Below are 15,662 nucleotides of genomic sequence, written 5' to 3'. Positions count from 1 at the left end.
CAGATTTTGTTGTGTAGTTTGCAAAGTACGTTATTTATTTTGCATTGAATTGACCACACAACAAGGGAAGGGAAAAGTACAAAAAGATGACGATTCCGACCTGATGCGTAAAGTGTGATTTTGATCCGGCGCGGGGCTTATATTTCGTTAATAATCAAAAACAAGATGCAGTGTAATGGCTCTTTTGTAGCGAGAATTGACATATTTATGCTTGAATTATCCATAACATTTCCGCTTCGTGTGCAAAATGGCGGCTTATTTATCTCGCGCGGCGTGGGAAGCCATCCGTCACGGACTCTGCATTCCTGGGAGGTGATTTTCGTCGAAAAGGGGACATTAACGATCCGCGAAGAAGAGAAACTCTTTACGGTTAATGCCGGCGAAACACTTTTACTCTGGCCGCAGCGGCGACATGTTGGTGTAGGGGAATTTCCGGCAGATCTTAAATTCTACTGGCTGCATTTTGAATTAACGGCTGCGGTGGAAAAAACAGGGCAAAACAGTGTGCTTATGTTGCCGCAACATACAGCATTAAATGATCCGCAATATATGACGGCGTTATTTCGCCAGTTTTTACATGAGCAGGAAAATGTTCATCGCAGCGTGGCAATGGAATGTATTTTGCTGCTGATTCTGCAACAAATATCGGCCTCTGCGCTCAGCGAGCGTGCCGTGGATAATCCGGGAATGGCGCTCGCCTGGAAAGCCCGGCAAATGATTGGTACGCAATTTCATCTGCCGATTTCGGCCTCGACGCTGGCAAAAGAGCTGCACTGCAATGCCGACTACCTGGGGCGGGTGTACCGGCGCGCCTTTCGTCTGACGCTGACCGAAGCCATTCATCGCCAGCGGGTACGGGCAGCGGAAAAATTACTGATCAGCGACTCGTTATCGTTAAAAGAGGTGGCGGGGCAGTGTGGGTTTAATGATGCAGGCTATTTCCGCCAGATTTTTCGCAAGCACACCGGGCTGACGCCCGCCGCATGGAAGCGGCGGTATTGTAAGGAGCATATTAATTCGGGGTGAATGTTTTGATGTGGTGCGGTCTGATGCCCTCACCCCGGCCCTCTCCCACAGGGAGAGGGAGAAACCGGGCCATCAGCCCGGCCCAGCAAATCGGTGCTAACGTGCAATCGGGCTCGATCGGTCCCCTCTCCCCTGGGGGCTGAGGAATCCCCACAAAAATGCGAGCACGAACGGTCCCCTCTCCCTGAGAGAGAGGGCCAGGGTGAGGGGGAAAATGCGGCTCTGATGGTCATTCCGTTCACCTTATGTTCCTTGCTTTTCTGTCGCGACAGAACCCGTGAACGTGCCAGGGGGGCTCACCGCCACCCCCCTGGCGACCCGGGCTCCCGGCCAGGAAAATCGCCGCTGGCGCGGTCCATGATGCTTATGTCGGCTGACTTTCGGGTCGGGGACCAGCCTGCGTCCTTGCAGGCTATCCCCTTCGCCCGCTTCCCTGCGGGCGGCCCCGGTCAGCCGCCAACGCCTTATCGATTTTCAGCCGGACCCTGTCATCGCTGTCACGGTTTTATTCTTATTACGCGGCGTTATCGCTGTAAAACGTAAGATTACTGGGGATTCCTCAGCCCCTGGGGGGCCAGGGTGAGGGGGCCCAGACCGCAGAAAACTTACTGCCCGTAGTAGGCGTTCGCGCCGTGCTTACGCAGATAGTGCTTATCCAACAATTCAGACTGCATATCCGGCAACTGCGGCGCCAGTTGACGGGAGAACAGGCCCATATAGGCGCACTCTTCCAGCACCACCGCGTTGTGCACCGCATCCGCCGCGTTTTTGCCCCAGGCAAACGGGCCGTGGGAGTGGACCAGCACGGCCGGAACCTGCATCGGGTTCAGGTCGCGCGCTTCAAAGGTCTTGATGATCACTTCGCCGGTTTCGTATTCGTACTCGCCGTTGATTTCCTCGGTGGTCATCAGGCGCGTGCAGGGAATGGTGCCGTAGAAGTAGTCCGCGTGCGTAGTGCCCCAGGCGGGCAGATCCAGACCCGCCTGCGACCAGATAGTGGCGTGGCGGGAGTGGGTATGCACAATGCCGCCAATCTCCGGAAAACGACGATACAGCGCCAGGTGCGTTGGCGTATCAGAAGAGGGTTTTTTACTGCCATCGACCACTTTGCCAGTGGCGATATCTACCACCACCATATCCTCGGCTTTCATCACGTCGTACTCCACGCCGGACGGTTTAATCACCATCAGTTTGCGGGTTTCATCGACAGCGCTGACGTTTCCCCAGGTAAAGGTGACAAGCCCGTGTGCGGGTAGCGCCAGGTTTGCCGCCAGCACCTCGGCTTTCAGTTGCTCTAACATACGAATCCTCCTTCCTGCATACGGGCTTCAATCCAGCGACGGGCCTGGATGATCTCCAGCACCGGCTCTTTGGCTTTTTCGGTCCACATCTCAATCAGAAATGCGCCGCGATAATTCAGGTTCTGCAACGTGCTGAACACATTGACGAAATCCACACAGCCTTCGCCAAACGGCACATCACGGAACTGGCCAGGGCTGGTTTCGGTGACGGGCTGCGTGTCTTTCAGGTGAATAGCCGCGATACGGTCGATACCGAGCGCCAGCTCTGCCGGTACGTCGTTACCCCAGGCGCTGAGGTTGCCCACGTCCGGGTAGACGGTGAACCACGGTGAAGCGAGCATCTCGTCCCATTTTTTCCATTTGGTAATAGAGTTCATAAACGCGGTATCCATGATCTCCACCGCCAGCATCACCTGTGCGCCTGCGGCCTGCTCAACGGCCCACGCCAGCCCTTCGGCGAAACGCTGCTGGGTGCCTGCGTCATGTTCTTCGTAATAGACGTCGTAGCCCGCAAGCTGAATGGTGCGGATACCTAAGTCGCGCGCCAGTTTGATGGCTTTGGTCATGATATCGCGGGCACGTTCGCGCACGGCTTCATCGCGGCTGCCGAACGGGAAGCGACGATGGGCGGAAAGGCACATCGACGGAATCGACACATTGGTTTCCAGCATTGCTTCCACTAACGAGGCGCGCTGGGCGGTGGTCCATTCGAGTCGCGAGAGGCGCTCGTCGGTTTCGTCGACGGACATTTCCACGAAGTCGAATCCGCAGCTTTTAGCCAGAACCAGACGCTCCGGCCAGGATAAGTCTTTCGGTAACGCTTTTTCATAAATACCTAACGGATGGTTGCGCATGTTTACGCTCCCCAGATGTCGTGGATGCGGGCGTGGAATTCTTCGGCGACCTGCTGTGGATTCGCCGCACCAGACAGCGCGCGTCCCGCAATGAACGCCTTCACATTGATCTCTTTGAATAACGGCAAATCGGCAGGGGTAATACCACCGGTGATAGAGAGTTCGAGACCAATATCGGACAGCGCTTTCATGCGTGCCAGGTCCGCTTCACCCCACTGCTGGCCGCTCGCCTGGGCATCACGACCACGGTGATAAATGGCCTGACGCACCCCGGTGTTGTACCAGTCGCGGGCATCGTCGAAGGTCCAGTTACCAAACAACTCAATCTGAATTTCTCCCCCGCGTGCGGCGGCAACGGCATGGCCTTTTTCGATGGTAGCCAGCGGTGCGGCACAGATAATAGTCATCCAGTTTGCACCTGCGTCCAGCGCCTGCTGGGCCAGAGTTTCACCGGCATCGGCCACCTTCCAGTCGGCAACGATGATTTTCTCCGGGCACTGGGCGCGTAAGGCGCGCACGGCATTTAACCCTTCACTGAGGCAGAGGATGGTGCCCGCTTCCACGATATCGACGTGATCTTTTAGCAACGCAACGTCGCGCTGGGCGGCGACAAGGCTGATGTGGTCGAGCGCCAGTTGCAGTAGTGGTCGGCTCATAAAGAGTGCTCCTTAATACGGGCATGAAAGCCCTGAAGTGCTTCAATTAAAGTCTGGTAACGGTGATATTTGCGCTGGTAGGCCGCATGGGCGTTCATGTCCGGCGTCAGGGTGTGCATCTCGTAGTTGAGCGTCTGCTGGGCATCGCTAAAGTTCTGATAGACGCCGGTGCCGACCAGTGCGGCGATGGCCGCGCCAAAGCAGCCGGTCTCTTCCACCTGCGGCAACTCAACGGGCAGGCCGCTGACATCCGCGAGCATCTGCATCCAGACTCTGGAATGGGCCGGGCCGCCGGTGACGCGCAGGGCGCGCACGTCGGTAAAGCGCTCGCGCATGCGGTTGAGGTGCGTCATATGGCTGAACACAACCCCTTCGTAGACCGCCTGCAACAAGTGCGCGCGGGTATGCAGCGCCTGCATGCCATAAAAGCCGCTGGTCATGTCGAGCCCGGCGTTGCTGCCATACAGGAAAGGTAAGAAGAAGACCTCGCTGGCGGCTTTCGGCAGGCTGTCGACGAGCTGATTGATCTCAGAAAAGCTGATATCGCCCCACTGCGCGGTCAGCCATTCCAGGTTGCCGGACGAGGTGGGGCTGGCTTCGTGCACGATGTATTGCCCGTCATTGACGTAGCGGCCATACACATAGGGATGCGCTTCGTTGTCGCGCAGGCCTTCGGCAATACCGCTGGTGACAGCCCAGGTGCCCATCACGGCATTGAGCGTGTATTCGTCTTTCAGACCGGCGCAGATCGCGGTGGAAACCACATCAAACAGACCGCCCACAACGGGTGTTCCCGCTGCGAGACCGGTAATGGCGGCTGCCTGAGCGGTGATTTCCCCGCTGATTTCTGCAGAACCCACAATCGGCGGCAACGCGGGGTCTATCTCACTAATGCCCAGCCATTGCGTCAGGCAGGGGTCATACTGCCCGGTGGTCATATGGTAGAGGTTGGATTCAGAGATATTGCTCTCTTCACACCCCTTCACGCCGGTCAGACACCAGCGCAGGTAGTCATGGCCCATCATCACGCAGCCAATCTGTGCGTAACGCTGCGGCTCGTTTTCTTTTACCCAGCGCAGCAGCGAGGCCGGGTGCCCGGTCCACAGGGTCTGGCGTGTTAACGGGTAGAGCTTTTGCGGAATGCCGTCCTGCTGCCAGCGCTTGACGATTTCCATGGCGCGGCGGTCGGAAGAGAGGATCGCGGTGCCCAGCGGCTGGTCATTTTTATCAAGTAAAAACAGCCCTTTGCCCTGAGCGGAGATGCCCACGCCCTTAATGTTTTCGCCGCCAATGCCGGTACGTCGCAACAGGCGGGAGATGGTCGCCGCGCAGTGTTGCCACAGTTCCGCCATGTCGCGCTCCGCCCAGCCCGGATACGGGCTAAGAGTGCGGACGGACTGGCGTTCAATAGCAAATTCTTTACCCTGGCTGTTGTACAGTCCTGCTTTCAGATAAGTACCGCCACAATCGATACCCAGCCAGAAGGTCTCTTTTTCACTCATCTTTTTGTCCTGTTTTTTCGCCCTCTCCCCGTGGGAGAGGGCTGGGGTGAGGGCATCAGACCGCACCTGTTTTTTCACCCTCTCCTCGTGGGAGAGGGCTGGGGTGAGGGCATCAGACCGCACGTTTGGCCGTATTCGTCGCGCCCACGCTTGAGCTGTTGGCATCACACTTCGCCGGCAGCAGCAGCGCCATCAGCGCGGCAATCGCCAGAGACACCGCCAGGCAGTAGACGCCCGCATCCTTGCTGTACATGGTGATCAGCACACCCACGGCATACGGACCGCAGAAGCCACCCAGGTTACCCAGGGCGTTAATCACGCCGCGTGCGCCACCGGCCATTTCCGCGCTGAACAGACGAGCAGGAATGGTCCAGAACACCCCGGCAGCGGACTGCAGGAAGAAGCCACAACCAACCAGTGCGGCATACGACAGCCAGATGTTCTCTTTCAGGGTGACGGAGAGGAACATGCAGGTGGCGAAGCCAATCAGCGGCAGGGAGACGAACAGCTTGCGTTTACCGGTACGGTCGGACAGAGAAGAGAACAGGAACATCCCGGCGATAGCGCCAACGTAAGGCAGAATGGCAAGCATCCCGACCTGTCCCATGCTGGTGTGGGTCAACTCTTTGAGGATGGTGGGCAGCCACAGGGTGTAGCCGTAAATCCCGGTTTGATAGAAGAAGTTCAGGGCAATTAACTGCCACATGGTACGGTCAGACAACACCGCGCCCAGCGAGGCATTGACCACGGTTTTACCCGCAATGGCACGCTGCTCAGCGGCCAGGGTTTCCACCAGATATTTCTTCTCGGCTTCGCTAATCCAACGGGCTTCCTGCGGACGGTCATACACGGTCAGCGCCCACAGCACCAGAACAACCAGTGACAGCAGACCTTCGATGATGAACAGCCAGCGCCAGTCGAGTGCGGTAATGATCCAGCCGGAGAGCGGGGCGGTGATGATCCCGGCAATCGGGACGAACATAATGACGATAGCATTTGCGCGACCACGTTCTGCATCCGGGAACCAGTTGCTGATCATGGTGAGCACCACGGGCAGCATGCCGCCTTCCGCCACACCGAGCAGGAAACGCAGTGCTAACAGTTGATATTGGTTGGTGACAATACCGGTAAGCACAGAAATGACCGCCCAAGCGACCAGTGACCAGCCGATGAATTTTTTACCGCTGCCGTGCACGGCGATTTTCCCGCCCGGTACCTGCAAGAAGAGGTAACCGAGGAAGAAAATACCGCCAGCCAAACCTGCCATGGTGGCGGTAATGCCTAAATCCTTGTCCATCCCGCCAGGCATTGCGAATGCGATATTCACGCGGTCCATATAAGAAATAATACACGCGATAAGAATAGGGGGAATAATTCTTAACCAGCGTTGGCGCGGAATATCCGCAGATGTAGCGTAAGAGGAAGTGTTCATATTAATCTCTCGTTAAAAGTAACAGGCCTTGCGATTAAATTGACGCTTTATATTTATTGTCTGGCTTTGTTTAATGCGTTAATGCCATCGCGTAATATGGCTATGCGATGATTCGCATCAGCATTAGCATCAATTTCCAGTAACTTAATACCGGCAAACTGTAATTTTGCTGTGTCAGCCACATTAAATAATTCTTTAGCACTTTCTACCGTGAGCAGGCTTTCCGGGCAGAAAGGGGCGAAAGGCGTATGCAGGTCAGTCCATTCACCATACGGCCCTTCGGTGGCGGTGCCGGAGAACATCAGCGCCCCCAGTTTTCCTACGGCTTTCACCGCCTGAGTATGTTCCAGCGGCAGGGTGGTATTACGCCCTTCAATCGCGGAACGCGCCCAGTTAATGCACACATCAATGTCGTAACCGGCGAGGGTATCCAGCACGTTTTCCAGCGGCAGGAAACCTTTGCGCGGTGCGGGCTTGTTCATGGCGTCGCAGTGTTCCAGTACGAGCGAGCATGACCAGTCCCAACTGGCGATTTCTTTGATGGAGCGGGCAAACGCATCGGTTGCCTGTGCCACATCAGCGTTACCGCCCAGCGGTGCTGCCTGCAGCTCCAGCGATATCACTTTATTGGCGAAGCGCTGGTTTACTGCATTGATTTTTTTCAGCAAATGACGATGGAACTCGACGCATGCCCGACGTTGTTCTTCATCGCTGGAGGCCAGACCGAAGGCCAGATTGCCGCCGCTGCGACGACGCATGGTCTCCGGGATCGCGGTGACCACAATCTGCCATTCGCCCGGCGTGTGCCGGAACAGCCACTCATCGCCATAAGCGTGCAGGTTTTCGTGGCACGGCTGCTCCAGACCGCGAATGTGCGGCGTATCCGCGAGTAAACGCCAGAATTCCTTCTCTTCCTGTTCGCTTTTTTGGTGAAATGAAGGCGCACAGGGGTATGCGCCGATAATATAACCGGCGTCATTCGTTTTCATGTTTCGCTCCTTTTATTTATCAGGTATCGATAAATAAATAACGGATTAATTCAATGCGGAAACCGCAACTTTAACGACTATTTTTCTGATCGCTGTTTCTCTGTGTTTATTACAGGCAGGACGATGGACATCCTGCGGAAAAAATATGGCGTAATTCCCTGGTACCATTTCAATCAACGATTCGTTTTCACTGTCGTGATAGAAAATAATATCGCGCTGCTCAAGTAATTCTTCGCTCACCACGTTATTGCCGGTATCAATGGCGACACCGATTTGTTCTTCGCCGGAATATAAATACTGAATATCCAGATAACGGCGATGCACTTCCGGGCGCAGCTCATCGTGAGGGCGAGTGGTCAGGTCGAGGATCTGTGCGTAAATCGTGCGCCCCTCAATTTCCACCACGCCCGGCTCCAGCTTGCTGAAATCCGTGGCGCGCAGGAACTCCAGTGCCTTTTCAATCGCTGCCGGATACCGGCAGGCGTTGGGTTGAGAAATATGTCCATAAATCATGATGATAATCCTTACAGCGACTTGATTTTCGCCCACACGCTGTCGTCAACGGTGATACCGTTGCGGCGGTTTTCTTCCAGCAGACGCGTAAATTCATGGCCCGGCAGACGCACAGGGACATTTTCATCGGCACGTTCAGCGGTCGTGATGTAATCCATGATGCGTTGCAGCTTGGCATCACGGGTGGCCCCGTCGATCAGTTTGTCCACTTCGATGGCGATAAAGACCTGCGAAATGTTGAACTCGTCGCTGTTGTCTTCGGTGACGGCGGCCACGGAAGAGCCATCGGACAGCAGGGTGGCGATCATATCCAGCACGATAGAGAGGCCAGAACCTTTCCAGTAGCCCATCGGCAGAATGCGGCGGTTTTTCTCAATCGGCGCCGGGTCTTTGGTCAGCTTACCTTCGTCATCAAAGCCACCCTCAACCGGCAACTGGCGGCCCGCCAGGCGGTTCACTTCCAGCATGCCGTAGGAGAACATCGACATAGACATATCCACCATGGTGATCGGCGTGGACGGAATGGCAACGATCAGCGGGTTAGTCCCGATACGGCACTCTTTCGCGCCCCACGGCGGCATAACGGCGATGGAGTTGGTCCAGCAAATACCGATGTAGCCTTTCTCCGCTGCCTGCCAGCCGTAGCTGCCGCCGCGCATCCAGTGGTTAGCGTTACGTACCGCCACCAGGCCGATACCGTGGTCGGAGGCCAGTTCAATCGCGCGGTCCATCATCTTTTTCGCGGTCAGGTTGCCGATAGAACGCTGGGCATCCCACTGTTCAATCGCCCCCAGCGACGTGATGCGTTTTGGCAGCGCATCCGGAATGATGTCGCCATTTTCCAGTTGCTGGATAAAGCGCGGGAAACGGTTTACGCCGTGTGAATAGACCCCTGACTCGGTGGTGCGGGCAAACATCTCCGCACAGGCATCGGCGGTTTCTGCCGCCACACCGCGTGCCAGCAGGACACGGTTAAACTCATTTTTAAGATCAGAAAAACTCAATAACATACGCTTTCTCCATCACATCTTCGTTTTACATAGTGGAATGACATTCCACTAAACTATATTGGGTTGTGAAAACGCGCCGGCAGGGCCGGTGCGCTTCGGTATTAATCCTGTTTATCCCTGAATACGGGAGGGGGCGATGGTCACCCGGTAAAGCGATGTGGTCGCGGTAATAAACAGCGTATTTCCGTCAGGCCCACCAAACGTGCAATTAGAGACGCGTTCAGGGACGGGAATCGTTTCCAGCAGCGTCCCCTGCGGCGAGAAAATCAAAACACCAGTCTCGCAACTACAGAAAATATTCCCCGCCGGGTCAACGCAAAAGCCATCCGGAATACCCGGCGCAACCTGGGTGACCACGTGAGAAAATACCGCGCTATCGCCGTCGAGACGGTAGGCGCGAATTTCCCGGCGGCCCTGCGTCGGAAAATCAATAATCGACATATCCGCCACGTAGAGCCATTTATCATCCGGCGAGAAGGCCAGCCCGTTAGGGCGCTGAGTATCGCTGATGGCGATCGTCGCCCGGTTGTTCGCTTCATCAAAACGGTAGACGTAGCAGCCGATGATCTGGCTTGCCGCGCGATAACCCTCTTCGTCGCCGACGATGCCGTAGGGTGGGTCGGTAAACCAAATCGACCCGTCCTGGCGCACTGCGATATCGTTGGGCGAGTTGAAACGCAGCCCGTCGATTTTGTCCACCAGCAGGGTGTGATTCCCCTGCTTATCTGTCCGGCTGATACCGCGACGGCCATGTTCGCAGGTTAACAAACGCCCTTCGTTATCCAGCGCGTTGCCGTTGGCAAAGTGGGACTCAGCGCGAAACACGCTGACGCCGTTTTGCGCACTCCAGCGGTACATCTTGTTGCCCTTCACATCGCTGAAAATCACGCTCTGCTGTTCTGCCAGCCACACCGGGCCTTCCGCCCAGATGGCCGGAGAACACAGGCGTTCAAAACTGCCCGCGACGGCTAACATCTCACTTCACTCCCCAGATGGCTTTGTAGTGATCGCGATACTGGTTACCCGGGTCGAATTCATTGTTCTGACCGCCGTCGGCGCTGATGTTTTCTTTGGTGACCAGGTGCGCCGGGGTGACATAGCCAGAAGGTTGTTTACCGGCGAAGGCACGGTTGAACTCATCCAGTAACTGCCAGCCGTGCAGTTTCAGCGGCTCAGGCACGGTCGCGACTTGCGCTTTGCCATCGCGTACGCGCTGGTAGGCGGTAACGGAACCGTCGCCAGCCGAAATGTTGTACGGCGGCTTGCCATCCGTGCCTTTACCCGCGGTTTGCAGGGCCGGGGCCATAAAGTCGAAGTACAAGTCGTTGATGGCCAAAGAGTATTCGAACTTATCACCATATTTTTGCATCAGGCTGTAGGTCATGCCTGGCATGCGGTTAGAGGTGTCGGCAAGCGGGGTATCGATAAATTCAACCACCTGGCAGCCGCTGCATTGCTCAATCACTTTCTTCATCGCGTTGGCTTTATCCAGAGCGATTTGGTAGAGCGAGTCGGTGAAAATCAGCACCTTTGCCGTGCCGTTGGATTTCGCGACGGCGTAGAGTGCCGCCATGCGTGACACTTCGTTAGAGTCGGAGGTCACGTTGTAGAAAATGTTGTAGGCCGGAACCGGACCCGGTGCCGGAACAGCGTGCCATGCGGTCAGTACGATGCCCTCTTTCACCGCTTTTTTGAGCGGGATTTTGGCGACGTTCGGGTTCCAGCCACCAATCACGATACCGTCCGGTTTGCGGGCAATCGCCTGGTTCAGCGCCGCCAGTTGGTCTTTTACCGAACCCGCACCGTCCAGCACGTCGAGTTGCCAGCCCGCGATTTTTGCCGCTTCTTCAAGCCCCTCTTTAACACCCAGCACGCCGCCGTTTTTCATGTCAGACGCGATGAAGATAATCTTTTTGTTCGGCTGTAATGCCGGGCCCTGCGTTGGGCCATCCCACACGGTGACAGGCGCGGTCGCTTTGGCAATCGCCGCCTGCGCCTGCTGAACATAGCTGTCATCGGCCAGGGCGAAACCGCTTGCCATCATCAACCCGGCAGCCAGACAGCATTGAACTATTTTGTTATACATTTTCAGTTCCTTACGCGAGAGTCATTGGGTAACAGAGGAGCCCGGTGCGGTCGTTTGAGCACGCTGCACCAGTTTTTTATTTAATGCCCGGCGGCGCTGTGCATAACCGGCCAGGGTAATCGACAACAGTAGCGTCGCACCGTTAAACAGCGGCTCGACCCAGAATGCGCCGCCAAACTGCTGAATCCCGGCGATACCAATCGCCAGTACAGCAATCCCGACCACCGTGCCCCAGACGTTCACGCGCCCCGGACGAATAGTGGTACTGCCAAGGAACGCCCCCACAAGGGCAGGCAGCAGATAGTCCATGCCGACGCTGGCCTGGCCCACGCCCTGCTCGGCGGCAATGATCACCCCGGTAAACCCGGTTAAGGTGCTGGAGGCGATAAAGGCGCCGATGGTGTAACGGTTAACGGCGATGCCGTTGAGCGCAGCCGCGACCGGATTACCGCCCACCGCATACATGCAGCGACCAATCGGGGTGTGTTCGGTAATGATCCAGAGCACCACGGCGGCAAACAGGACATAAAAAGCCACCACCGGAATGCCAAACAGATCTGAATGGTGCAGGGCAATAAAGGCGTCCGGTAAGTCGCCGACAATCTGCCGTCCACCGGAGTGCCAGAGCGCGATGGCGTAGAGCACGGTACCGGAGCCGAGCGTAGCCACGAAGCTATCGATGTCGGCCAGCGCCACCAGAATACCGTTAAGCAGGCCATACAGCGCGGAGAGCGCCAGCACGATGACTACGGCCACCGGCCAGGAAAAGCCATATTCCACCTGCAACGTGATGGCGAGGATGTGCCAGAGCACGATGCCAAAGCCGACGTTAAGATCAATTTTCCCGACAATCATCGGGATGGTCGCCGCCAGCGCCAGCAGGGCGATTTTCGATTTACTGTCGAGAATGGCCTGTAAGGTCAGCAGTGAAGCGAATGAGGGCGTCGTCAGCGAAAAAACGATAACCAGTACCACGCAGATCACGGGCAGGCCGTAACGGGTGGTTAATTGTCCAAGCCAGGCGGCGGCGCCGTGTTCATGAAGCGATACGCGTGATTCCAGGGCCGTCGATTTCATTGATGTTTTAGCCATAACTAACGCACTCCGACTTAATGTAGTGTGCCGCTGCCTGACGCCAGTTCGAGCAACCTGGCGAAGGTGACATCCTGGTTGAGAAGCTCACCGACAATCTGCCCACGGTTAAACACCAGCGCCCGGTTGCAGATATGCGCCACCTCTTCCAGGTCATTAGAGATGACCAGAATGGCGACGCCGTTTTGCAGCGCCTGATTGAGCAGGTCATAGATTTCCGCACGCGCGCCGACATCAACGCCCGCGGACGGGTCTTCCAGAATGAGCAGTGGAGCATTGAGTGAAAGCCAGCGCGCCATCACGACTTTTTGTTGGTTGCCGCCAGACAACGCGCTGATTTCAATGTTGATCTGTGCTGGCCGGACATCGAACTGGCGGATTTTCTCCCAGCTCATCGGCGATTCGCTTTTTTCGTTATAGCGGGACAGCGGGGCGTGACCGTGTTTACACGGATTCATGAACAAGTTTTCACGCACCATCATGCCCGGAATCAGACTTTCATGAAGGCGATCGCCTGCGACAAAAGAGACGCCCGCAGACATCGCCTCCCCTGGTGTTGTCGCCGTAAACGGCACGCCATTCAATGTGATTTGCCCGCTTTCCTGCGTACGGCAGGCAAACAGCAAACGTCCAATCTCTTCCTGTCCGGCGCCGCGCAGACCGGCGAGCGCCACCATCTCACCGGCACGAAGCTCGAAAGAGACGGGGCCGGTATCACCCACTTTGACGTTGTCCATCTTTAACAGCACCGGCGCATCACCGTCGGGTAACGCCTGGCGCTGGTCGTCACGCAGACTTTCGCCAACAATCAGTTCGACCAGACCTCGCAGGGTGTAGTGGTCGATATCACCACCACCTGCATAGCAACCATCGCGCATGGCGCAGACGGAATCGGCCATCTCCATCACCTCATCCAGACGATGGGTGATATAAATCATGCCGACCTGTTTTTCCCGCAGGATGTTCATTACCCGGAACAGGTGGCGAACATCGTCCGCGGGAAGGGAGGCCGTAGGCTCATCGAGCACCAGCACCGAGGCATCTACCGCTACCGCACGGGCTATTGCCAGCAACGATTTTTCAGTGCGGGAGAGGTCGAACACGCGGTCATCCGGATCAAGCTGAATGCCGATGTCTTCCAGCGCTTTTTGCGCCTGACGGCGTGTTGCCGCCCAGTCAATCAGCCCAAAGCGACGGGGAAAACCCATCACCAGCGCCATGTTTTCCGCGACAGTCATCCACTCCACCAGACCTAAATCCTGATGGATAAAGGCAATAGGCTGCTCGTTGCCCCGGCGCAGCGCAGCGGCAGAATCCACCGGCTCACCGCGAAACAGGATTTCGCCACCGTCGCGGGAATAGACACCGGCCAGCACTTTGATCAGCGTGGATTTGCCCGCACCGTTCTCCCCCAGCAGCGCCACAACCTTGCCCGGATAGATATCCAGGCTGACGTTGTTGACCGCCACATTTCCCCCAAAGCGCTTAACGATATGGCGCATGGATAACAAAGGAGATAACACTGCTGCTTCTGCCATTTAGGATGACCTCCCACCGAGGGAATGAGAACGTTGTGCGACCTGTAAATTTCACTATGCGAAATCTGATTTCAAATATAGCGATCATAATTTGACAAAGCAATTGCTGGATATATTTTTGAAATGTAATAAAATCAATAAATTACAAATTTTCTGTTCAGATCGTGAAGTGAAACACACTTTGCGCTACCATCAGGTCGCCACAAAAAGGAGGCGAAAGCGATGAACACCAAAGAGAGTGAAAACACGCAGGAGAAAGAGAGGCCGGCAGGAAGCCAGAGCTTGTTTCGCGGTTTGATGTTGATAGAGATACTGAGCAATTACCCGAACGGTTGTCCGCTGGCGCATTTGTCCGAACTGGCGGGGCTGAATAAAAGTACCGTGCACCGATTGCTGCAAGGGCTGCAATCCTGTGGCTACGTGACCCCCGCGCCCGCTGCCGGGAGTTATCGCTTAACCACAAAATTTATCGCTGTCGGACAAAAGGCGCTCACGTCGCTGAATATTATCCATGTTGCCGCGCCGCATCTGGAAGCGCTGAACCTGGCGACCGGGGAAACCATCAATTTCTCCAGCCGTGAAGACGATCACGCCATTCTGATTTACAAACTGGAACCGACGACGGGTATGCTGCGTACGCGCGCCTATATTGGTCAGCATATGCCGCTGTACTGCTCGGCGATGGGTAAAATCTATATGGCCTTCGGTCAGCCCGATTATGTGAAAGAGTACTGGGAGACGCATCAGGAACAGATTCAACCGTTGACGCGTAATACCATTACCGGCCTGCCCGCGATGTACGATGAGCTGGCGCAGATCCGCGAAACCAGTATGGCGATGGATCGTGAAGAGAATGAGCTGGGCGTCTCCTGCATTGCCGTCCCGGTGTTCGATATTCACCACCGCGTGCCGTACGCCATCTCTATTTCGCTTTCTACATCACGCCTGAAACAGATTGGCGAGAAAAACCTGCTCAAGCCGCTGCGTGATACGGCGCAGGCTATCTCTAACGAGCTGGGATTTACGCTGCGCGTGTAGGCAGAAGGCCAGATGTGATCAGGCAAATGAACGATTTACCCGCTTTCCCCATCGGGATCAAAGCGAAGACGGTTCATTCTCTGGCACTCTGAACGGAATTTTTCTGTATCAGGGGTGTGGAGAATGAACCGTTTTATACTTGCGGATTCGACCAAATGTATCGGCTGTCGTACCTGTGAAGTCGCCTGTGTGGTCTCACACCAGCAGGATCAGGACTGCGCGGCCATCTCTCCGCAAACCTTCAGCGCACGGATTCGCGTGGTAAAAACCGGCTCTTTTTCCACGGCGGTTACCTGTCGTCACTGTGAAGACGCTCCATGCGCCAATGTTTGCCCGGTAGGAGCCATCAGCCGGGTCAATGGTGCGGTGTATGTGGAGCAGACGCTGTGCATCGGTTGTAAGAGTTGCATGCTGGCCTGCCCGTTCGGCGCCATGCAGGTGACGATGGAAAATGACCAGGTACAGGCGCAAAAATGCGATCTGTGTCTGCACCGTGAAACCGGACCTGCCTGTGTGGAAGCCTGCCCGACCAGCGCATTAGCCTGCATCGATCCCATCAGGCTGCGACAAAGCCGCCTCAACAGTCATTTAGCGTAACGTATTGACGTTTCTGGTTAAGAGATGA

At 56.0% G+C, this 15,662-nt stretch carries 15 protein-coding genes; 3 read left to right on the top strand and 12 right to left on the bottom strand.

Annotated elements, in window-relative coordinates:
* Positions 1-207 precede the first annotated feature (207 nt).
* Positions 208-1,026: a helix-turn-helix domain-containing protein gene (locus tag IP582_RS24390; RefSeq protein WP_193794672.1), complete on the top strand. Its 819-nt coding sequence runs from the start codon at positions 208-210 to the stop codon at positions 1,024-1,026.
* Positions 1,027-1,631: 605 nt separating this feature from the next.
* Here IP582_RS24390 and araD read toward each other — a convergent pair.
* The 12 genes from araD to IP582_RS24330 form a co-directional block, all read right to left on the bottom strand.
* Positions 1,632-2,327, bottom strand: coding sequence for an L-ribulose-5-phosphate 4-epimerase (gene araD, locus IP582_RS24385; protein ID WP_193794671.1), 696 nt, complete (start codon positions 2,325-2,327; stop codon positions 1,632-1,634).
* The gene (locus tag IP582_RS24380; protein ID WP_193794670.1) at positions 2,321-3,181 is read right to left on the bottom strand and encodes an L-ribulose-5-phosphate 3-epimerase; all 861 of its coding nucleotides are present in this window, start codon (positions 3,179-3,181) and stop codon (positions 2,321-2,323) included. Before IP582_RS24380 ends, araD begins: the two co-directional genes overlap by 7 nt.
* Before the next feature lie 2 nt (positions 3,182-3,183).
* On the bottom strand, positions 3,184-3,837 hold the full coding sequence (gene ulaD / locus IP582_RS24375; protein WP_193794669.1) for a 3-keto-L-gulonate-6-phosphate decarboxylase UlaD: 654 nt from the start codon (positions 3,835-3,837) through the stop codon (positions 3,184-3,186).
* A complete protein-coding gene (locus IP582_RS24370) occupies positions 3,834-5,339 on the bottom strand; it encodes an FGGY-family carbohydrate kinase (protein WP_193794668.1) in 1,506 nt (501 codons plus the stop codon). Before IP582_RS24370 ends, ulaD begins: the two co-directional genes overlap by 4 nt.
* Positions 5,340-5,451: 112 nt before the next feature.
* A complete protein-coding gene (locus IP582_RS24365) occupies positions 5,452-6,771 on the bottom strand; it encodes an MFS transporter (RefSeq protein WP_193794667.1) in 1,320 nt (439 codons plus the stop codon).
* Positions 6,772-6,824: 53 nt separating this feature from the next.
* A complete protein-coding gene (locus tag IP582_RS24360; RefSeq protein WP_193794666.1) occupies positions 6,825-7,760 on the bottom strand; it encodes a DUF4862 family protein in 936 nt (311 codons plus the stop codon).
* Positions 7,761-7,805: 45 nt separating this feature from the next.
* Positions 7,806-8,273 carry a YhcH/YjgK/YiaL family protein gene (locus IP582_RS24355; protein WP_193794665.1) on the bottom strand — a complete coding sequence of 156 codons (468 nt, stop codon included), beginning with the start codon at positions 8,271-8,273 and terminating at the stop codon, positions 7,806-7,808.
* An 11-nt stretch (positions 8,274-8,284) separates the two neighbouring features.
* Complete coding sequence (gene yiaK / locus IP582_RS24350) at positions 8,285-9,283, bottom strand: 3-dehydro-L-gulonate 2-dehydrogenase (RefSeq protein ID WP_039080160.1); 999 nt, start codon at positions 9,281-9,283, stop codon at positions 8,285-8,287.
* A 111-nt stretch (positions 9,284-9,394) separates the two neighbouring features.
* Complete coding sequence (locus IP582_RS24345) at positions 9,395-10,258, bottom strand: SMP-30/gluconolactonase/LRE family protein (protein WP_193794664.1); 864 nt, start codon at positions 10,256-10,258, stop codon at positions 9,395-9,397.
* 1 nt (position 10,259) lies between these two features.
* A complete protein-coding gene (locus tag IP582_RS24340; RefSeq protein WP_223878814.1) occupies positions 10,260-11,327 on the bottom strand; it encodes a substrate-binding domain-containing protein in 1,068 nt (355 codons plus the stop codon).
* A 63-nt stretch (positions 11,328-11,390) separates the two neighbouring features.
* Complete coding sequence (locus IP582_RS24335; protein ID WP_193794663.1) at positions 11,391-12,461, bottom strand: ABC transporter permease; 1,071 nt, start codon at positions 12,459-12,461, stop codon at positions 11,391-11,393.
* A gap of 17 nt (positions 12,462-12,478) precedes the next feature.
* Positions 12,479-13,999, bottom strand: a complete 1,521-nt coding sequence (locus IP582_RS24330) for a sugar ABC transporter ATP-binding protein (RefSeq protein ID WP_193794662.1) — start codon at positions 13,997-13,999, stop codon at positions 12,479-12,481.
* 222 nt (positions 14,000-14,221) lie between these two features.
* Here IP582_RS24330 and yiaJ point away from each other — a divergent pair, with 222 nt between their 5' ends.
* Both yiaJ and IP582_RS24320 read left to right on the top strand, forming a co-directional pair.
* Complete coding sequence (gene yiaJ / locus IP582_RS24325; protein WP_039080164.1) at positions 14,222-15,037, top strand: IclR family transcriptional regulator YiaJ; 816 nt, start codon at positions 14,222-14,224, stop codon at positions 15,035-15,037.
* Positions 15,038-15,160: 123 nt separating this feature from the next.
* Positions 15,161-15,634 (top strand): 4Fe-4S dicluster domain-containing protein, encoded by a 474-nt coding sequence (locus tag IP582_RS24320; protein ID WP_071195052.1) that lies wholly within the window; start codon positions 15,161-15,163, stop codon positions 15,632-15,634.
* Positions 15,635-15,662: the final 28 nt, after the last annotated feature.

The organism is Citrobacter sp. BDA59-3 (assembly GCF_015167655.1).
GTDB classification, from domain to species: domain Bacteria; phylum Pseudomonadota; class Gammaproteobacteria; order Enterobacterales; family Enterobacteriaceae; genus Phytobacter; species Phytobacter diazotrophicus.
This window is presented reverse-complemented; position numbering and strand designations above follow the sequence as displayed.